Origin of the sequence: Streptomyces sp. ISL-100, from assembly GCF_018614615.1 — a bacterium.
In the GTDB taxonomy this organism is placed as follows: Bacteria; Actinomycetota; Actinomycetes; order Streptomycetales; family Streptomycetaceae; genus Streptomyces.
In genome coordinates this window covers 24,708-43,864 of record NZ_JAGGOK010000020.1, presented here as the reverse complement: position 1 = coordinate 43,864, position 19,157 = coordinate 24,708, and the positions used below count along the sequence as shown (strand labels likewise).

General features: G+C 68.2%; 20 protein-coding genes. 12 read left to right on the top strand and 8 right to left on the bottom strand.

Going from position 1 to position 19,157, the window contains the following annotated elements; genetic code table 11:
• Window positions 1-169 precede the first annotated feature (169 nt).
• The 4 genes from J7E89_RS09785 to J7E89_RS09770 form a co-directional block, all read right to left on the bottom strand.
• A complete protein-coding gene (locus J7E89_RS09785) occupies window positions 170-1,003 on the bottom strand; it encodes an aminoglycoside phosphotransferase (protein ID WP_214971271.1) in 834 nt (277 codons plus the stop codon).
• A complete protein-coding gene (locus J7E89_RS09780; RefSeq protein ID WP_214971268.1) occupies window positions 984-1,757 on the bottom strand; it encodes an aldo/keto reductase in 774 nt (257 codons plus the stop codon). The genes J7E89_RS09785 and J7E89_RS09780 overlap by 20 nt, the downstream gene beginning before the upstream one ends.
• 69 nt (window positions 1,758-1,826) lie before the next feature.
• Window positions 1,827-3,050: a cupin domain-containing protein gene (locus tag J7E89_RS09775; RefSeq protein WP_214971265.1), complete on the bottom strand. Its 1,224-nt coding sequence runs from the start codon at window positions 3,048-3,050 to the stop codon at window positions 1,827-1,829.
• Between the two features lie 73 nt (window positions 3,051-3,123).
• The gene (locus tag J7E89_RS09770; RefSeq protein WP_214971262.1) at window positions 3,124-3,294 is read right to left on the bottom strand and encodes a hypothetical protein; all 171 of its coding nucleotides are present in this window, start codon (window positions 3,292-3,294) and stop codon (window positions 3,124-3,126) included.
• A gap of 228 nt (window positions 3,295-3,522) precedes the next feature.
• Here J7E89_RS09770 and J7E89_RS09765 point away from each other — a divergent pair, with 228 nt between their 5' ends.
• Window positions 3,523-4,704 carry a tyrosine-type recombinase/integrase gene (locus J7E89_RS09765; protein ID WP_214971254.1) on the top strand — a complete coding sequence of 394 codons (1,182 nt, stop codon included), beginning with the start codon at window positions 3,523-3,525 and terminating at the stop codon, window positions 4,702-4,704.
• Window positions 4,705-4,851: 147 nt separating this feature from the next.
• On the opposite strand, the gene J7E89_RS09760 is transcribed toward J7E89_RS09765, so the two are convergent.
• Window positions 4,852-5,094: a DUF397 domain-containing protein gene (locus tag J7E89_RS09760; RefSeq protein WP_308315412.1), complete on the bottom strand. Its 243-nt coding sequence runs from the start codon at window positions 5,092-5,094 to the stop codon at window positions 4,852-4,854.
• Window positions 5,091-5,936: a helix-turn-helix transcriptional regulator gene (locus J7E89_RS09755; protein WP_214971250.1), complete on the bottom strand. Its 846-nt coding sequence runs from the start codon at window positions 5,934-5,936 to the stop codon at window positions 5,091-5,093. The genes J7E89_RS09760 and J7E89_RS09755 overlap by 4 nt, the downstream gene beginning before the upstream one ends.
• Window positions 5,937-6,251: 315 nt before the next feature.
• Here J7E89_RS09755 and J7E89_RS09750 point away from each other — a divergent pair, with 315 nt between their 5' ends.
• On the top strand, window positions 6,252-6,725 hold the full coding sequence (locus J7E89_RS09750; protein WP_251060337.1) for a hypothetical protein: 474 nt from the start codon (window positions 6,252-6,254) through the stop codon (window positions 6,723-6,725).
• Window positions 6,726-6,763: 38 nt separating this feature from the next.
• Here J7E89_RS09750 and J7E89_RS09745 read toward each other — a convergent pair whose 3' ends face one another.
• Window positions 6,764-7,684 carry an SUMF1/EgtB/PvdO family nonheme iron enzyme gene (locus tag J7E89_RS09745; RefSeq protein ID WP_214971244.1) on the bottom strand — a complete coding sequence of 307 codons (921 nt, stop codon included), beginning with the start codon at window positions 7,682-7,684 and terminating at the stop codon, window positions 6,764-6,766.
• Window positions 7,685-7,693: 9 nt separating this feature from the next.
• Window positions 7,694-8,476, bottom strand: coding sequence for an aminotransferase class IV family protein (locus tag J7E89_RS09740; RefSeq protein ID WP_214971225.1), 783 nt, complete (start codon window positions 8,474-8,476; stop codon window positions 7,694-7,696).
• A 218-nt stretch (window positions 8,477-8,694) separates the two neighbouring features.
• Here J7E89_RS09740 and J7E89_RS09735 point away from each other — a divergent pair, with 218 nt between their 5' ends.
• From J7E89_RS09735 to J7E89_RS09690, 10 genes are all read left to right on the top strand, one after another.
• Window positions 8,695-9,132 (top strand): ATP-binding protein, encoded by a 438-nt coding sequence (locus J7E89_RS09735; protein WP_251060336.1) that lies wholly within the window; start codon window positions 8,695-8,697, stop codon window positions 9,130-9,132.
• Window positions 9,132-9,551 carry a hypothetical protein gene (locus J7E89_RS09730; RefSeq protein WP_214971222.1) on the top strand — a complete coding sequence of 140 codons (420 nt, stop codon included), beginning with the start codon at window positions 9,132-9,134 and terminating at the stop codon, window positions 9,549-9,551. The genes J7E89_RS09735 and J7E89_RS09730 overlap by 1 nt, the downstream gene beginning before the upstream one ends.
• A 292-nt stretch (window positions 9,552-9,843) precedes the next feature.
• Complete coding sequence (locus J7E89_RS09725) at window positions 9,844-10,308, top strand: hypothetical protein (RefSeq protein WP_214971219.1); 465 nt, start codon at window positions 9,844-9,846, stop codon at window positions 10,306-10,308.
• Between the two features lie 74 nt (window positions 10,309-10,382).
• Complete coding sequence (locus tag J7E89_RS09720) at window positions 10,383-10,787, top strand: DUF6415 family natural product biosynthesis protein (protein WP_214971217.1); 405 nt, start codon at window positions 10,383-10,385, stop codon at window positions 10,785-10,787.
• A 447-nt stretch (window positions 10,788-11,234) separates the two neighbouring features.
• Window positions 11,235-12,440: a methyltransferase, FxLD system gene (fxlM, locus tag J7E89_RS09715; RefSeq protein WP_214971212.1), complete on the top strand. Its 1,206-nt coding sequence runs from the start codon at window positions 11,235-11,237 to the stop codon at window positions 12,438-12,440.
• Between the two features lie 63 nt (window positions 12,441-12,503).
• Window positions 12,504-12,695 (top strand): FxLD family lanthipeptide, encoded by a 192-nt coding sequence (locus J7E89_RS09710; protein ID WP_214971197.1) that lies wholly within the window; start codon window positions 12,504-12,506, stop codon window positions 12,693-12,695.
• Between the two features lie 79 nt (window positions 12,696-12,774).
• Window positions 12,775-15,675 carry a lantibiotic dehydratase gene (locus J7E89_RS09705; protein WP_214971195.1) on the top strand — a complete coding sequence of 967 codons (2,901 nt, stop codon included), beginning with the start codon at window positions 12,775-12,777 and terminating at the stop codon, window positions 15,673-15,675.
• The gene (locus J7E89_RS09700; protein WP_214971192.1) at window positions 15,672-16,916 is read left to right on the top strand and encodes a lanthionine synthetase C family protein; all 1,245 of its coding nucleotides are present in this window, start codon (window positions 15,672-15,674) and stop codon (window positions 16,914-16,916) included. The genes J7E89_RS09705 and J7E89_RS09700 overlap by 4 nt, the downstream gene beginning before the upstream one ends.
• Window positions 16,917-16,935: 19 nt before the next feature.
• The gene (locus tag J7E89_RS09695) at window positions 16,936-17,766 is read left to right on the top strand and encodes a thiopeptide-type bacteriocin biosynthesis protein (protein WP_214971189.1); all 831 of its coding nucleotides are present in this window, start codon (window positions 16,936-16,938) and stop codon (window positions 17,764-17,766) included.
• Complete coding sequence (locus J7E89_RS09690; RefSeq protein WP_214971186.1) at window positions 17,750-18,871, top strand: hypothetical protein; 1,122 nt, start codon at window positions 17,750-17,752, stop codon at window positions 18,869-18,871. The genes J7E89_RS09695 and J7E89_RS09690 overlap by 17 nt, the downstream gene beginning before the upstream one ends.
• The last annotated feature ends 286 nt before the right edge of the window (window positions 18,872-19,157 follow it).

Sequence of the window (19,157 nt, the reverse complement as noted above, 5' to 3'; positions counted from 1 at the left end):
AGGGGCAAGCCCTCACGGTCACTTACGTCGGATCGCCAGATCTGTTACGCCCGGACGTATCGCCGCAGGTCAGGAGACTGACCCCCTGCGACTAGGCGCCTTCCGGGACACTCAGCGGCACGTCTGTGGCAGGCCGCCTCACGTGGACGAGTTCACCGCTCGTTGGCGTTCAGCTCAGGGAGGCCAGCAGTTCGGAGGCCGCAGCCTCCATGGCGCCGGTCAGCGCGCCTGCCTTTCCCGTTCGCCGGAACGCCCGCGCCACGTTCGCGCACAGGATCAGCCGCGATAGTTGACCGGTTCGGGTGTTGAGGACGTCAGCGAACTCGTTGAGGACACGTGCGGCCAGGGTGGGAACCGGTAGCGAGGCTGACCACAGACAGGCCGCGTCCCAGCCGGTGGGCGCCAGCCCCCAGTCCTCCCAATCGAGCAGGGTGAGGGGGGCGGCGGTGAGGTTGGCGTATCCGACGTCGCCGTGTGCGCACGTCCATTCCGTCACTGTCGTGTCGACTTGGTCGCCGTACACCTCCTCGATCCGCTTGGAGAGGTGGCCCTGCTGGACGCACACCCGGCTCGTCTCGTGCCGGGCCAGGTTCCCAAGCGCCGTATGAAGGTCGGCCCACCATGCGTCTGTCAGGTCCGGATCGCGGGCGACGGTGCCCGTCGGCGAGAGCGCCGGGGCGGTGGCGAGGCTCATCTCATCGACGCGCCACACCACCCCCCGGCCCTCGTCGTGCCACATCGAGCCCGCGAACCAGTCCGGTCGCGGCACTCCCTCGATCGCGACGGATGCCTCCAGCCCCGTCCACGACTGCGCGCTGAACGCGCCGGGCCGCACCCACGCCAGCCGCACCCACGTGCCCGCCGACGTCGGGAACCCGGCCGTCCCGTTGTACTGGGAGTAGCGGGCACGACCACGATCGAAAACGCGGCCGGTACGCTTTTCCGCTTCGGCCAGGACGTCCTCGTGGCTGATGGTCGACAGGTCATCCATGGTGGGCTGCACGGGCGGGTTCCTTTCCGCGTCCGGCCCGTTCCCGAAGCAGTGTGCGGTAGGCGTGAACCATTTCCGTGCTGGTCGCGACGCGGGTAGCGGCGGCGAGCTCGGCGAGGTGGTCCGGCTGGGAAGTGCCCACGGCGATCCTGCTAACGGAGGGGACGGCGAATGCTGCTGCCAGTCTGGCCTGGACGCTCGATACAGCCGGCTGCCCTGGTTCGAGGAACAAGCCGGTGTCGAGACCGGACCAGACCGGATCTGACGGGTCGCCCGCAAAGGGTGCCATACCCCACATCGCCCTGCCACTTAGCTCGTGGGCCAGGTTCTCGGCGGCGTCGAGGACCGGGCCGGGCGTGGCCAGGCCGGCGCGCACCATGACCACATCTGGCCGTACGGGCACCCCGGCCGCCACCGGCACCAGGGGCAGCGGGTTCCACGTGGCGATCCCCCAGGCCACGCAAAGGCCCGCGGCCTGGCAGGCGGCAAGCGTCTCGCACGCAACCACGAACCGTCCTGGATCGTGCTCGGGGTTGTGCAGGAACACCGTGTCGGGCACCCGGCCGAGGGCTTCCCCTGTCTCGGCTACGGCGGCCCGCAACCGCTCCGGGTCGAGGTCGTGACCGTCGGGAAAGTACCCCACTTTGGTCGACACCTCGAAGCGGTCCAGGAGTTCGCCTGCCTCATCCACGAGCGCCCGGTGCCCCTCGTAGCGGCCGTAGTTGTAGGCCGTATCGACCGCGGTGATGCCGACCTCTAGAGGCAATGCCGTGACTCTGTTGGTGATCTTGTCAGCACCCCCCACAAGATCACCAACAGAGTCACGGCATTGCCTCTAGAGCCCGTTCGAGGACGGCGCGGGAGGGACCAGACCGGTATAGCCCGAGAACAATTCGTCGGTCAGCTCCGCGCACAACCCCTCCCGGATCAGGATGTCGGCGAGTTCCCCAGCGTCGATGCCGGTCTCGATGCCTGCCTGCTTGATCTCCACCGGCGCGCCGGACAGGAATAGGCGTAGCGCGGGCAGCGTCTTGCCGTGGAAGGTGAGGCGCTTGCCCGTTGCGGAGACAGTGACGTGTTCGCCGTCCGGTTCGACGAGCGGCGGGAACTCGGTCACGCACACCACGGCGGTCGGTGGCCCGAAGAGGCGGGAGGTCTGCACGTGCCGGGCGGCCGTGCGCTCCTGCTCGCGGGACGCGAGGAAGGCGGCCGGGGGGAACTCGTCGGCCAGCCGGGTAGTCGCGGACGCGAGCGCGGCGGTCTGCTCGGCCTTCCCCTCAGCCGTGCCCCACCGGTCCAGGTCCGCGCGGAACCCCTCCTCGCGCCGGCACTGGTCGGCCAGCCAAGTCAGCCAGTTCACTCCCGTGCGCTTCACGAACCCGAACGTCAAGTGCAGGCTGTACCCGTCGCCGCTGTCGGTGCGGGTGGCCTGGTGCCAGTGGCCTCGGGGTATGTGCATGACGTCCCCGGCCCTGAGCGTTCCCCGCCAAATGGACTGTTCCGGCGCGTCGTTGTTCGGTGCGGCGTCCCGGTACATCGGCACCGGTCGGGACACACCACGCACGTCCCACGACTTCTCACCGGCCATCTGCAGGATCACCACGTCATGGTCGTCCCAGTGCAATGCGAACCCGGCCGCGCCCTGGGTCGTGAGGTACGCGTTGACCTGGACGAGTTCGCGAGACCACCACTGCAACGCCCGACAGGCGACCTCAAGGGTGGGGTCGAAGAAGTCGAGTTCGTCGAGGACCAGAGTGCAGCCCTCGCACATCAGCGCCCCAAGGCGCGTCATGTTCGCGAACCGGACGCCCTGACCGCGGCGGGTGACCGTGTCGGTGAAGTACTCGCCAGGATGAAGCTCATGCCCGTCCTTGAAGGCCCGGAATTGGGGGTGCGACAGGCCGCGGCGCATCACGGTGTCAAGAAGCCGGGCCGGGTTCATCAGCCGCGGGAGAAGGGTCGGGTCAGGGACGTTGCCCTTGGTGAACGCGGAGCCCATGGGGGCCGAGCCGTCCCAAGCGAGTGCGGACTCGATGGCGTGAACAAGCTGGTGCTGCACATGGCCTCCGGGAATCGTGAGGGACGGGGCCCGCCGCAGACCGCGGCGGGCCCCGGTGCGGAAGAAACGGCGCCTACGCCTCTGGGTGATTCAGGCCGTCGCGGTTGTCTCCGTCGTCCCCGGCGGAGGTACCGGTCGGGTCGGACTCCTGGGTATCGAAACGGTCTTGCACGCGGGCCAGTTGCTCAACGGCGATCAGGAGCCCGGACTCGCCGGCGCTGCTGGACGGTTCTCGGTTGGGCATGGTCGTCCTCGCTCACTTCAATGAAGGGGCTGATGACGTGCTGTGGTGCCCTGGAACTTTCCCCTCTCGAACGTGTGTACGCAAGGGCGCAAATGAGCCCACCCGGACGCGCCGGTGCAGACGCGATTGACCTCACACGGATTCAGCGAGTTACCCATAGGTAGCCGACGATAATTACGATTGTCGTCGGTATTCTGAGCCCAACATGTCGCTGACCAGGGGGATTTGATGAACGTAGGGACGGAACTCGTCGAGATCATTGATGCCGAACTCGTCGAGGACGGGGAGCCTCTGGCCCCCGGGACGCCCCCCGGCCCGTACGTCGACCACAACACCGTCCTGCGGCCCGGCGAGGAGATCCCCACCGCCGCAGACGGGCCGCGGTACACCGAGCGAGACCTGTACGTCTCCAAGGAGACCGCCCGAGCTCTGGACGAGGCGGGCGGCAACGAGTCCGGCCCGCGGGGCTCCGCCATGCGTCGCTTCCGGGAGTGGTGCTCCACGGAGGGCCGCGTCGCAGTCCCTTGCACCACCGCGACGTACACGGAATACGGCAGGCACCTCATGAGCCAGAAGCTCAAGGTCGCGACGATCCGTAACTACATGTCCCTGATCCGCACGTCCATGCCCATGGGCAAGCAGCCCGACAACAGCCTCTACCTGCAACTCCTCAAGGACTACCGCGCCAAGAACAAGCGCGCGTCACGCAAGAAGCAGGCATTCCCCATCACCCTGCCGTACCTCGTCCCGATGATGGCGGCCGCCGAAGCCGACAACCGCCCGATCGGCTGGCGCGACGCCGCCATGTTCGCCTTCGGCTACCGCTTCCTCGCCCGCCGTATCGAGGACGCCGATCTGGACATCGAAGATCTCACCGTTCTCGACGACCGGATCGTCGTGTGGCTGCTGAAGGACAAGACGCACCAGGAGGAGGAGCAGACCCTGACCCTCCACGACCGGCCAGACCTCCTCCTCGTCGCCAGGATGCGGCGATGGCTGGTCCACCTCGCGGACCAGGGCATCACCAGCGGTCCGCTGTTCCGCCATCTCCTCAAAGACGGCACCGTCGCAGCCACTGAAACCCGGCAGAAGACAGCCACCGTGCGGGGCGACTACCTGCGCGGCCACACCGTCAACGAGCGGGTCCAGCTCTGGTTCAAGAACGCGGGCCTGGTCACCGATGGGCGCCCGGTGTCCGCCCAGGGCCTCCGCGCCGGCGGCGCCACCGACCTGGCCGAGCACGGCGCAACCGATGAGGAGCTGGAGGAGGCGGGGCGCTGGGCGAAGGGGTCCCCGATCCCTCGCCGCGTGTACGTCCGTCCTGCGCAGCAGAAGAGTCACGACCCTTTCGCCAAGATCCCGATGTACGGCCACAGCGCGCTCGGGCCAGAGGTGAAGGATTCACTGTGAGCCAGCCCGGTCTGCCGTGCGCCGCCTTCCAGCGTTCGATCACAGCGGGGTACGCTCCATCCACCCACGGGTACGGCTGTACGAGAGTGGCCCGATTCCCCCTGTTACAGGCGGGGGGAAACGGGCCACGTTCGTGAGAAGCGGGGGTCAGGGTTGCGTGAACTCGTTCCGGCTTACGGCCTCGATGAAGCCGGTGAACGCCTCTGTCGTGAACAGCAGGGCGGGGCCCTGAGGGTCCTTCGAGTCACGAACGGCGACACCATTGTGCGTCGCAGTAACGTCAGCGCACTCGAAGCATTGTCCCTGGGAGTCGCCGCTGTACTTGGACTTCCTCCAGGCGGCGCCCTCGAAGTCGGGGGCCATGAAGACGTGTCCGGTCTTGGTGGTCACTTGTGCAGTCCTTCCAGGTACTCATTAAGGAGATCCCGCGACTTGTCCACGGGAAGTGCTGCGGAAGCGATGTTGTCAAACTCAGCTTCCAGGTAGGCGACTTGCTCAGGGTCGTACGTATGAGAACCACCCATCGGGTTGTCGACACTGGCGACAGGCGTCCACGGATTCCGGAACGTGAGGATCGTCATCGCGCCATTTGAGCCGTAAGCCGGGTGCGCGGTCAGTGGCACGATCTGCAGCGTGACGTTCGGCATCTCGGAAGCGTCCAGGAGCTTGCGGATCTGGTCCCGCATGAGACCAGGGCCCGACGCAAACTGGGCGTGCAAGGCTGATTCCGGGATGAGTCCATGGAACTTGGCTCGGCTGAGAACTTCTTGTCGAGCCAGTCGGATAGCGATCAGCGACTCCGGGTCGTTCGACCGTGCACTCGAATGCATCTCCCTGACGTATCCAGGGGACTGAACCAACCCGGGTACGACCTTCGGATGCTGGATGCGGATAGTCTCCGCCTCGGCCTCCAGCTCGACGAAGTCGAGATAAGCCTCACTGACCTTGGGAGCGTACGCCGCCCACCAGCCCGTGCCGGCCGGCTCCCCGGCGACGCGGGCCACTTCGGCCACTCCTTCTGGATCATCGACACCCAGCTTCGCGCACAGGTCGAGCACCTCGTCGCGCGTGACGCGGTAGTAGCCGCGCTCAACGCGCGAGAAGCGATCTTGCCGCCATCCCATGGCTCGGGCCGCGTCACCAGAGGGCATACCCATCTCTTCGCGCCATCGGCGCAGTTGGGCGCCCACCCGTCGTCTCTTGATTGACGGCGTCGCTCTCTTCTGCGTCATAGGCGCAGTCTCGCACGCCTCCGTCAACGTTGGCCACGGGCACGGGTGTTCGCGCCTTTTTGGATTCTCGGTGACTTTGTTGCGCGCGCATCCCAAAAAGGAGCAAGCTAGGAGTGCGCAGCACATGACTGTCCGTCAGTTCATGATCGTTTGTGACGCATGGTTACTGCTGCCGTCGTACGGGCCGGGCCTCCCCGGTCGGAAGGAACGCCGTCCGCGTCCCCCGTCGCGGACGGCGCCCCACCCCTCACTCTTCCGAGGAAGCCGAGGCCAGCAATGCGCCAGGGCACCACCCCCCACCGTGGGCAGGACTGGATGGACGAAGAGCGCGCCTTCCAGGCGAGACACGATCCCAGCGAAGTCCGCGTCGCAACCGACCCTGTCGTGCGGCTGATGAAGGCTCGAATCGACGTTCTCGACAACCGCATCGCACAGCTCTGGGCAGTCGGCCGGGTTCCCCGGGTGTGCCTGTACGCGCTCCCCATCGGGGGCCAGGAGCCGACGCATTCCCGCGAAAAAGCACGTCAGTTCGCGCTGCAAAAGGGCTGGCAAACCGGGATGGGCCAGGCCGTCACGGACCGGCACGGCGCGACCGATCCACAGACACGGCCTGGCTGGTCCTTCGTGTGCCAGCAGATTCGGTCGGGATTCGCCGACGGGGTCGTAGCGGTGACGCACTCGGTCATCAGCCCGAACCTCGACGAGTACGAGGTACAACTTCAGCTTGTCGAAGCACACTTGGGGTTCGTTGCTCTCGTGACGTCTGAGACCACGGTGGGGAACCGGTGACGGCCCCTCGCCCGCGCGGGGGGCTGTCCAGCGCCTCGTTACGGAGGCGGGCTCACGCAGCGGAATCCGGTGTCGTTGTCGAGCATCGTGGCGTTCGCCGCGTTCTGCAGCGACGGTGCGGCGCGCTCGAAGGGCGAAGTGAAGGCGCTGCCTTTGAGCTCGTGCCGGCCGCGACCTGGGGTCTCCTCGGTGGAGCACCACTCCCAGACATTGCCGCACATGTCCTGGACGCCGTACGGGCTGACGCCGGACTGGTAGCGGGAGACGGGGGTCGTCATGTCGATGCCTGTCTCGGCGACGTTGCATTTCGCGGCCGTCGGTTCACTGCCCCACGGGTAGATACGGCCCTTTGGGCCGCGGGCGGCTTTCTCCCACTGCCTGGACGTGGGCAGCAGCTTGTTGCACCAGCGCGTGTAGGCGGTGGCGTCGTGCCATGTCACCCAAACCACAGGGTGGTTGGTCAGTTCGATCGGGTATTGGCCGCCGGGCCAGTGTCGTGGGGGGCGGTGCCCGGTGGCTTCAACGAACTTCCCGTAGTCCTCGTTGGTCGTCGGGTAGACGTCGATGAGGTACGCGTCCAGCCAGACCGAACGGTTCTCAGCGCCAGACAGGTAGATGCCCTCCTCGATGAGGGTCATCAGCTTCCCGTCGCCGGAGTGCCGGCTGGTGCGCGAATCCCGGCGAAGCAGTTCCTCGGCGCGCTCATCGTGTTCGAAGGCGGCTCTCTCCGTGAGCAGCGAGGCGAATCGCTGCTGCACCTCGCGGGTGGCTTGCGAGAGGACGGTGTCGAGGGCCGCTTGGTTGGAGAGACTGAGTTCCAGGGTCTCGCCTCGGCCCTCCCACCTGGGGATCTGGCGCTGGTTGACGCCGACCAGCTCGGCGAATGCCTTGCCAGTCATGCGCATGGCCTTGCGCAGCAGGCCGGCCTCGTGGCCGGTCCATCTGGTCACCCCCGTCATGGCCTCGCCCTACAGGGCTTCGCCGGGGATGGACAGGTAGGTGTCGCGGAGCTGGCTCAGCACCGGGTGCTCGACGGGCAGTTCGGTGTCGTCGATCGCGGCGAGGGACCTGACGCCGATGCTCGTATTTGTTGCGAAGGCCGCCGCCATCCCCTTGGCCTGTTCGAGGGTGACGGTGGTGATGCGGTGCTCGGCGTGCTGCTGGAGCAGGGCCATGGTGACGCCGGGCAGCACGGGGGCTTGTGGCCACACCACGGTCCCCTCACCGTCGACGAAGCCGACGTTCCAGGTTCCGCCCTCGGAGACGAGCCCGTCGCGGCCGACGAAGAGCGCGTCGCCGAATCCGTTGAGTTGGGCTGCACGGCGAGCGTGCAAGGCTCCGAAGAGTCCTACGTGCTTGACCTCGGGAAGGTCCCGCTCGTACGGAACGCTCATCGCCCGCAGCGGTTCCGGAGGCATGACGCCGGCGCTTCGTACGGACACCATGATTCGCGGCTGGTCGGCATCTGCCGGGTGGCCCATGTCGACCTTGGGGTCGTAGATCGTGACGCGTACGGTGCATGGCCTGGTCTGCCCCTCCAGGCCCTGCCGGACGTAGTCCCGGACGCGTTCGGTGTCCAGGTCCGCCCCCCACACAGCCTTGCAGTCCCTCACGAGGCGTTCCATGTGCAGCGAGAGGCCGCGGATGGTGCCGTCGGCGTCGACGCGCATGGACGTGAAGTGGCCCAGGTTGATCAACGCCAGGGGGAGCAAGTCCTCTGCGGATGCGGGCTTTCCATCGAGTGTCACCATGCTGCCCAGCATGTCAGGAGAGTGCTTTCCGGCGGCACCCCAAACGTGGTTACTGACGGGTCAACGTCATCGGGAAGTCATTCCCAAGTCCAGACCACTCGGTGTTCGCTGGTTACCGTCCGGACACGCTTTGTGATCAACAAGGTGAGGCGTTCCGCGAGACGCAAAAACACCGCACATCGCACGATCCCCCGAACCGTCGACCTGGGAGGCCCCCGATGAGCCCGGCCACATCTGCGGTCATCGCTGCCGCCTCGGACCTACAGCAGGGCATCGGCCCCGGTTTCGCGGTCGCCTTTACCCCGGACGAGTGCCGTGTCGCACACATGCGCAAGATCACTGCAGCCCACCTGCGACTGTGGCGAGTACCTGAGCCGACCGCTGAGAACGTGATCCTCGCGGTGTCGGAGCTCGTGACCAACGGCATCCAGCACGGGCACGGCGCTGTAGGGCTGAAAGCCATCTACTCCGACGGCGTACTGCGGGTCGAGGTCACGGACGGCAACCCGAGCCCCGCCCAGCTGGCCAAGGCAGACGACGACGACCTTTCCGGCCGCGGCCTCTTCCTCGTCGCTGTCCTCGCCCACAACTGGGGAGTCAGCGACGACGGCCACACCACGTGGTGCGCCTTTCATCTCTCGTCGGGGAGGCCCTGATGACTGCCCTGGTGTACGAGAGCGCTGCTCCATTACCCGTCGCAGCGTTCGCGAACGACGTAGAGACAGCCAGCCGAGTCGACCTCGGTCTGCGCCGGTTCCTGGCCTCCGACGCTGTCACCGTTGGCTTGTACGACGACCTGGAGACCGTCCTCGGCGAGGACGCCACGCGCCTCTCCCCGGAGGACAGTGCGGTCATCTCAGACCGACTGAGGGATGTGGTCCCGGCGCTCAAGGACGTGGTCGAGCGCCTACTGAAGCCCTACCCGCCGCAGATGGACGCCGTCATGGACCGGAGCAGCGAGTTCCCGGGTCCGGAGGACGTCTACGGGCATCTGGTGCGCTTCGCCAGCTCGATCCTCACCGTCCTCGACCTGATGGGGGAAATTGCCGAGTTGAGGGAGGACGACCCCTCATGACGCATTCCCCTACCCCACACGTCGGGCTGCTTCCCCTGGCGGCCCGACTCTCCGCCCGGCGCCGGGAAAACACGGCTCCGCACGTCCCCCGATGGGAGCCGCAGCGCCCCAGCGCCGGGCGGAACATCCGCCGCATCATCGTCGCAGTGCTTTGCGCGATCACCCTCGTTGGGCTGCGCTCTCCGCGCCGCCGCCCGGACCCCGCCATACACGGCTTGGTAGCCGCTGATGAGGCGCGGTTCGCCGAGCTGTGCCTCCAGATCGCTCACGCTCGCCGGAAAGGAGCGCAGCAGTGACCGCAATCGTCGCGAGGATCATCCTCGCCCCCAGAGAGCGGCAAATCATCGAGGGCCTGTGCGATGGCAGCACGCTCGCTGCCGTCGCACAAGACCTCACGATCCGCGAAGGAACGGCTGCGGGCTACCTCAAGCTGGCGAAGCGGAAGCTGCACGGAGTGAGCGACAACGCCGCCGCTATCGCCGTCGGCTACGCCACCGAAGCTATCGCGCGCCCGAAGCTGCTCGATCCGGAAGGGCTGGACCTCCCTCTCGAGCAGCGGCAACTCGTGCCGTTCGTCGCGAGAGGGATGCGTTCCGCGCAGATGGCCACCGAGCTGAAGCGGCAAGTCAACATCGTCCGCCGGGACGGACGCGACCTGATGTCGAATCTCAGGGCGAAGAACCCCGCTCACGTCGTCACACGGGCGTGGCAGTACCAAATCTTGACAGCAGAGCAGGTGATCTCATGGCTCCCTTGACCGCCACGAGTTCGCCCTTTCCGCGAACTGAGAGCCCGGGGAATTCCGTGGTGCCACGCGAAGCACATAAGCACATGACCTCGCTGACCCCCACGGTTTCGGACAAGGTCGAGATCCTGGCGCTCGTCGAGACGGCACTGTCTTGGGACGTAGACAGCCCCGCACTCCCGGCGGTCAAGGACGCCCTCGACATGGCACGGCAGTTCACCGACTACGGCCTGATCGTCGCCGACGACCTGCAAACTCAGATCTTCAGCTTCCCCGCGGACTCGGACCTCTGCATCAGCGCACAAGCAACTCTCGGCGAGGCCAGCAGGCGGCTTCACCTGAAGCCTTTGGCGCAGAGCGCTGCCCCCCGGTCGGCCGCCCACCGCGCACAGAACCTCGCTCGCCTCGTCCAAGCCCTGAATCGCACGATCAGTGAGGTCGGCCGCGAGCAAGCCCGCACTCGTCCCATGCAGGCACCGCAGCGGGAGTGATCTTCAAGACTGGGGCCTCCTCTCGGTCGTGTGGACCTTCGTGCCGTGCACGAGGACCCGAGATCGTCCCCCGGAGGAGGCGGCGCCGGGAACTGCGCCCCGGCCGCACTCCGTGGGGGAGCAAGTGGTCGGCCCGCTCAACCGCTCGCCAGTCGTCACCGGCAGGTGAGTGCACCACCCGGCTCCGGGCCTGAAAAGACGGCTCGGTCCCGGAGGAAAGTTGTGGGGAGGAGCCCCCTCCTGGCGGTCCCTCCCCACACCGAACTGACCAAGAACGAGAGGAAGAAGGGCAATGCCACGTCACCTGAACTCCATATCGAGCCACTTCACACGCCCTCCGAGCGTGCGGCGCGTAGCCGGCCTCGGAAACCGGAGCCCTGACTAGCGTCCTTGCCGCAGTCCCATTCAGGCGCCACGCCACAGCCCTTCGACGAACAAGGTCATCGCATGACTACCACTGACACTTCCGCCGTCCGCGATCCCGACGCACTGCGCGCGGACATGCTGCGCGCCCTGCGTGAGCAGGACGGGGTCAAATCCGACGCCGTCGCCGCTGCCTTTGCAGCGGTGCCACGGGATCTGTTCGCCCCCGACGCACCTCCGGAGCTTGCCTACGACCTTCACAAGACCGTCCCGGTCAAGACGGACGAGAACGGTCTGAGCCTCAGCGTCATGTCCGCGGCGCACCTCCAGGCCGTGATGCTGGAACAGGCCGAGGTCCAGCCCGGCATGAACGTCTTGGAAATCGGGTCCGGCGGCGTCAACGCCGCCTATCTGCAGGAGCTTGTCGGAAGTACGGGCAACGTCACGACCGTCGACATCGACGGCGACGTCATCGACCGGGCCCGCAAGTGCCTGGACACCACCGGCTACACCCAGGTCAAGACGGTGCTGGCCGATGGTGAGGGCGGGGTTCCCGAGGGCGCCCCGTATGACCGGATCATCGTGACCGTCGAAGCCTGGGACATCCCGCCGTCCTGGGTTGGTGGCCTGACCGAGCAGGGGCGGATCGTCGTCCCCCTCAAGATCCGGTGCACCACCCGGTCGATCGCCTTCGACCGCGAGGGGAGCGACCTGGTCAGCCGTTCCTACGGCCTGGCCCACTTCGTTCCCATGCAGGGCAAAGGCGCAGCCGACGAGCGGAAGGTGATGCTGCGAGAAGGGGTCGCGCTGCAGACGGACGACGTCCGGGTGCCCCTGGAGCCTCAAGTGCTCAGCGCGGCCCTGAACATGCCCCGGCTGGAGCGTTGGTCCGGCGCGGCGTACGACCTGCCCGACGAGCTGGAGCTGTTCCTCTCGCTGAACCTGCCGAGTCCGGCCCGGCTCCACGCCTCCGAGGACATCGTTGCGAGCGGGCTCGTGGAAGCGTCCGCCCTCAAGGGTGTGCCCGCCCTGGTGAGCTGGGACAGCATCGCCTACCGCACCCGCCGCGAGAATGCCGACACCGACGGCTTCGAGAGCGGCGTGATCGCCCATGGTCCGCAGGCCGAAGCGCTCGCCGAGGTGTACGCGGATCTGCTCCGCCGCTGGGCGCAGAACTACCGCCGGCGGGGAGCCGCGACGTTCCGCTACGTGCCGGGCCCTGCTCCCACCCCTCTGCCCGAGGGCGCCGTACTGCGACGCCATGGCGTCGTCACGGCGACCTGGGCCTAAGACTCCGGGGCTCTCGGGCCTCGGGACCTTGCACCATTCGTCAACTGCCCAAGGAGGCAACGCATGACCGTACAGATGGAGCGTCCGCTGATGTCCGCGCAGCCGGTCGTCACCCCGAAGTCGTCCGGTGAGACGGCGGACTGGGAGCTCGACATCACCATCGTCGAGGGCGGCCCCGCCGCGGACCAGCTCATCCGGCTGACGAGCGACGGCTGCAACTCGACGTGCGCCACGGCGTGCACGAGCTGCCCGTAAGCAGCAACTACCCCCTCATTGCGGTGCCCGGCCACGCCTGTACGGGCGTGGCCGGGCACCGCGCGGTCCCAGGAGGCACATGTACCGGCACGTCGATGCAGCGCTGATCCGGGCCGCTGCGGGGCACCCTGAACCAGCCCACTGGCCGCCCCTGGTCGGCACGACCGCGGGCCCCGCGTCATGGCGGGCGTGGGTGCACCAGATCTGGCAGAACGCCGAGTTCGCCGCCGCTGTCGCCGCCGCCAGCCCCGACCTCGCGCGCCAGGTCGAACAGCTCAGCGCCGGCCACCCCGTGCCGGACTCCGCCGTGCGCCGCACGGTGCTCGCTGTCCTTCGCTACCTGCTGCGCGCCCGCACGCGCGCCACGCCGTTCGGTCTGTTCGCCGGAGTCGCGGCCGCACGCATAGGTGCCGTGGGCGCGCTGCGCACCCGTTCCGCACACCACTCCGCGGCCAGAGCAGACGCCGAGCACAGCACGGCCCTCGTCGACCGCTTCGAGCAGCACCCCGTACTGCAACCGCACCTGATGCTGCTCACCTCCACCCTCGCCGTCGAACGCGACGACCATGTGATGATCGAGCACCGGCCCAGCGGAAAGCACGACGTCGGCCCCGAGCACGTACGGATACGACTGACCGGGCCCGTGCGCGGAGCCCTGGACGGTGCACGCACCCCGATCCGGTGGGGTGACCTCACCGCGAAGCTCGCCACCGACTTCCCCGGCGCCCCGGCCCCGGCCATCAGCAGGCTCCTCGCGGGCTTGGTCCAGCAGCAGGTACTGCTCACCAGCCTGCGTCCGGCGATGACGATCGGCGACCCCCTCACCGGTCTCAACGAGCACGCTGACCGCCTGCCCGACCACGAGAGGACCGAACTCCGCGAGGCGCCCCGGCCTGCGCTCGACCTCCGCGTGGACTGGGACCTGACCATTCCCGAAGCCGTGGCCCACGAAGCGGCAGCGGCAGCGAGGGCCCTGTCCCGGCTCGCCCCCCGAGCTGCGCTGACCGGCTGGAGCGAATGGCACGCCCGGTTCCTCGACCGGTACGGGCCGCGGGCGGTCGTCCCCGTCCTGGACGCCGTCGACGCCCTCGGATACCCGCCCGGCTACCTCGGGGCCACCATCAGGCCGGAGTTCTCGCCGCTGCCCGATCGGGACGGCCGCCTCATCAAGCTCGCCCAGACTGCCGCCGCGCAGGGCCGCGTCGAGGTCGCGCTCGATGACGCCGCGCTGGAGGCACTGGCCACCACCGATCCCGGCCGTCCCGTCCAGCCCAGCACCGAGATGACCGTACGCATCGACGCCGAGGACGTTCCCGCAGTCCAGCGGGGCGAGTTCACCCTGCACGTCGTGGGAGTGGCACGGTCGGCCGGAGCGACCACCGGCCGCTTCCTGAACCTGCTCCCCGCCGAGGACCGCCATCGCATGTCCGACGTGTACGCGGGGCTGCCCGCAGTGCACCGCGGCGCGCTCGTCGCACAGATCAGCGCCACCCCGCTGTCCGCGCGTGCCCAGAACGTCGCGCGCGCACCACGCGTGACTGACTTGGTGATCTCACTGGGCGAGTACCAGAGCCCGGACATCGCCCTCATTCCCGTCACGGACCTGGCCGTCACCGCCGACACCAAGCAGCTCCACCTCGTCTCACTCTCCCGACGCCGCCCGGTACACACCCTGCTGCTCAACGCCGTAGACCTGGGCCTGCACTCTCATCCGCTCACCCGGTTCCTGGCTGAGGCGCCCGTGGCGCTGGCCGTCCCCTGCACCGGGTTCCTGTGGGGCACCGCCGCCTCGAACCTGCCGTTCCTGCCCGCGCTGCGATACGGCCGCACGATCCTGTCCCCGGCCCGCTGGCGCCTCACCCGCGACAACCTGCCCGCCGGACCGACGCCGTGGCCGCAGTGGGACGAGGCCCTGACCCGATGGCGCCGCGACGTCCACCTTCCCGAGCGGGTCTACCTGGCCGAAGCAGACCAGGGCCTCGCCCTCGACCTGACGGAGCCCTCCCACCGGGCTTTGCTGCGCGCTCAGTTAGACCGCGACGGCACGGCGATCCTGCACCCCGCTCCCCGTCCCCAGGACCTGGGCTGGACCGGCGGCCGTGCCCACGAAGCGGTGATCCCGCTGGCCGCAGACCAGAAGCGGGCCCCTGTGCGAACGACGACAGCCCCCGTCACCCGCGAGCACGGGCACCTCCCCGGCAGCGGGAACCGCCTCTACCTCCAGCTCCACGGACGCCGCGATCGGCAAGATCGCATCCTCACCAGGCACCTGCCGACGCTGCTCAGTGAGCTGGGCGATCCACGCTGCTGGTTCATCCGCTACCCCGACCCTGACGACCACCTCCGCCTTCGCCTTGTCTGCGCGCCCGGCACCCTTGGCACGGCCTTCGAGTACATCGGCGCGTGGAGCGAACAGCTTCGCCGCCACGATCTGATCACCCACACCAGCGTGGAGACGTACCACCCGGAGACCGCGCGGTTCGGCGGCCCCGCGGCCCTCGACGCGGCCGAGTCGTACTTCGCCGCCGACTCCGCCGCCGTCCTCGCCCAGCTCACGGGCGAAGGCACGAAGGGTGCACCGGACGCCCGTGCGATGACCGCCGCGAGCATGGTGGACATCGCTACCGGCCTGCTCGGCGACCGAGCCACGGCGATGCACTGGCTCATCGAGCGCACCCGGACCGCGCCGGCCCCGCCGCCCCGCGCCGTCTACCGCCAAGCCGTCGACCTGGTGCACACGCACCCCGCGGACTTGGACGAGCAGACCGCCGCGACCTGGTCCGCGCGGCGGACAGCACTGGCCGACTATGCCCACGTACTCGCCGAGAGCAACGAGAACCCCGGCGATCTGCTGCCTGACCTGCTGCACCTGCACCACGTACGGATGTGCGGGCCCGGCCTGCCGGAAGAGCGCACGCACCTGCACCTGGCCAGGGCCGCCGCCCTGAGCTGGACGGCACGAGCAAGGAGAACACCGTGACCACGACAGCCCACGCCCCCGCCGCGCTGTCGACCGCCGACAAACTGGCCGACGCGTTGGCCGACCCGACCACCGTGTGGCCCGACGGCCGCCCCAGCGGCGGCCGGGCCTGGCCCCAGTCACTCGCCGGAGGCGCTTCGGGCATCGCCCTGCTGCACATCGAACGGGCCCGCACGGGACACGGCGACTGGGACACCGCGCACACCTGGCTGGCTGCGGCCGTGGACGGAGCGATCAGCGCAGCATCCAACGCGAACTTGTACTTCGGGGCCCCCGCCCTGGCATTCATCACGCACCGCGCGGCGAGCGCATCAAGCCGCTACCTGCGGCTCCTGGACCGGCTGGACGCAGCCACCCTCACCGTCACCCACTCCCGTCTCACCGCAGCCCACCAACGTATCGACCGCGGCGAACGCCCCCCGATGGAGGAGTTCGACCTGATCCAGGGCCTCTCCGGGCTCGGCGCCTACCACCTCAGCCGCCACCCTCACCACCAGATCACCCGCGACACCCTCGCCTACCTGGTGCGGCTCACCGAGCCCTTGTCCGAACCGGCCGAACTACCGCCCTGGTGGATGAACGTCGCTCCTACCGGCGCACCCCATCGCGACTATCCCGGCGGCCACGGCAACTTCGGGCTCGCCCACGGCATCGGTTCCGCCTTGGCCGTGCTCTCGCAAGCCCTGCTGTGCGGGGTGGCCGTGCCCGGCATGACCGACGCTGTCGAGCGGATCTGCGCTTGGACCGACCGCTGGCGACAAGGCGACGATGCCCAACCCTGGTGGCCCGGCCAGATCACCGAGCAGCAAGCAGCCGACCGCCGCGTCCACTCCAGTCTTCGCCCGCGGCCCTCCTGGTGCTACGGCGTCAGCGGCACCGCCCGCGCCCAGCAACTGGCGGGACTCGCCCTGGGAGAGACGGCCCGGGTGCAGGCCGCCGAGCACGCGATCCTCGCAGCACTGCGTGACCCCGCACAACAGGGTCAACTGCCTGAGATCGGGCTGTGCCACGGGATGGCCGGACTGCTTCATGCCGCGTGGCGGATGGGGTCCGACACGGCCAATCCCGAGATCACCGCTGAGCTGCCCCGCCTGGCCGACCGGTTGATCCGCGCACTCGCTGGCGAGCCGCATGATCCGGAACTCCTCGACGGAACTGCCGGCGCAGCGCTGGCCCTGCACACCCTCGGCACGGGCCGTGCTTCGGCCCCGTACTGGGACACCTTCCTCGCCCTGGCGTGATCACCCCGGAGGACCCTTCATGAGCACACCTCACTGGTGCCAGGCCAACGTCGCCTTCCCCAATTGGGAACAAGCCGAGACCACGGCCATATCCCGCATCGCCCCGCTGCTGCGCGCGGCGGAGAGTGATGGCGCCCTCAGCGCCTGGTTCATCATCCGCAAGCACCCCTGCTGGCGCATCCGGTATCAGAGCAACGACGCTGGGCAAGACCGCATCGGCAACGTTCTGGACGGCCTGACTGCTGAGGGCCACATCACGAGCTGGACAGAGATCGTCTACGAGCCGGAGCGCCACGCCTTCGGCGGTGATGACGCCATGGCCTCCGCCCACCGCTTCTTTCACCGCGACACCCTCGGCCTCATCGGGTTCCTGGGCAGCGACGCCGCCCGACATCGCCGAGAGACCTCCCTCATGCTGTGCGGGCTCATGATGCGCTCCGCCCAACTGGACTGGTACGAGCAGGGCGACGTCTGGGCCCGCGTCGCCGCACACCGCCCGCAGTCTCCCCAGGCCGCCTCACCCCACGGTGGACAGCACCACGGCGCCGTACACCGGCTGCTACGTGTCGACCCGCAGTACGCGATGCAGCCGGGCGGACCGCTGGCCCATGCAGCTGAGTGGGCCCGTGCCTACGTCGAAGCCGGCAGCGAACTGGCCACCCTCAACGAGTCCGGACGCCTCCACCGGGGGCTACGGGATGTGCTGGCTCATCACGTGTTCTTCGCCTGGAACCGGCTCGGCCTGCCCTACACCACGCAGGCGACTCTCACGGCCACCGCGAAAACCGTGATCTTCGGGCCGGACCCAGCCATCGAGAGGAGCGCCGCAGACCATGTGGAAACTTCCTGACACCCTCGCAAGGCGCTTCCCGCTCGTGGCCCGCCCACGTCCTTCGTGTCTTTCACTGCCCCAGCGCATCCAGGACCTAACCGCCCTGGCCAACTCCGCAGCAGCCCATGGCGACCTCAGCAAGGCGTCCACCGTCTACAACCAAGCCGCCTTGATCGCCTCCGACATCGGCGACACGGCCACGGCCCGCACCTGGTGCCGACAGCACGCCGCCGTCTATCTGGACGCCGCCCCTCTCGAAGCGGCAGACGCGATCCGAGCCCTGGAGCCCGTCGTCAACCTCGTCCGCCTCCAAATGCGGACCGGTAACACAGACGTGGGGCACCAACAGCTCGAATCCCTCTTCAACGCCGTCGCTGCTGGCCGGTCCGCGCACCTCGACGGAGTGACCGTTCCCGCGGGTCTCGTGTCCACGGAACGGGACCGCCGCGAAGTCACCACCTGGTTGCGGGCTGTCGTACTGGCCGACGGGACTCGCGCCCTGACCAGTGCCGGCCGCTGGGGCGAAGCGCTGTCGCACGTTCAACGCCATCGCGGTCTTGGTCGCCGAATGCTCGACGGCCGTCAAGTAGCGGTTCTTGCAGCACTGTTGGATGCGGATACAGCACACGCCAACCACCTGCTGACCCATACAGAAGCAGGCGACGTCTGGGAAGCCGCTGTCACGGACTGCCTGACGGTTCTCTGCCTCCGCAGCAGTGACCTGGGATGGCGGCGCCCTCTGCACAACCTCGTCGACGCCTACCTCACCCTGCCTGACCGCGAGGGACTGACGGCCTTCCGATCTCGACTTGGGCTGGTCGTTCTGGATCTGCTCAGCTCACCGGAGGACTCCGTTGCCCAGCAGGTCGTCACCGATCTTTGCCACCACGCCGCGAGAACCGGGGACGGCTACGCCGCACGCGATGTGCTCTCCCACCCGTTGGGCCGCGAGCTGGCCACGGGCGGCGAGGTGAAGGAGTGCCTTCGGCTCCTCAGCTCCTGCGCGCTCCGAACCGGAGAGCTACCCGCCGAGGAAAGGGCCCAGCTCACCGAAGCGGTGCGCCAGGGCGATCGAACAATCCACGCGCGGCTCAAGCAGGCGACGGCATCGGAAACCCTCTGATGACCGAGCACGCACTCGGCCGGCGCCCTGACTGCCGAGGGGCCGGAGACCACCGCGATCGCGATAACCGGGTGCATCATGCCCTCTCTCATCCGCATGTCATGCCCCCGCCCCTCTCGCCGGACGGCCCTCGAAACCTCATCCGCCCCAGGGGTTTCGAGCGTCGGCGATTCGGCCAACTCGCGAGTCTCGCGAGGGGCTTCGTAGCGGTGCGCACACCCCACTCCGTTGCTGCGTAAGGGCGCCTACGCGTCCGGAATCGAGCGCGTTCGATTCCTCGTCAGCG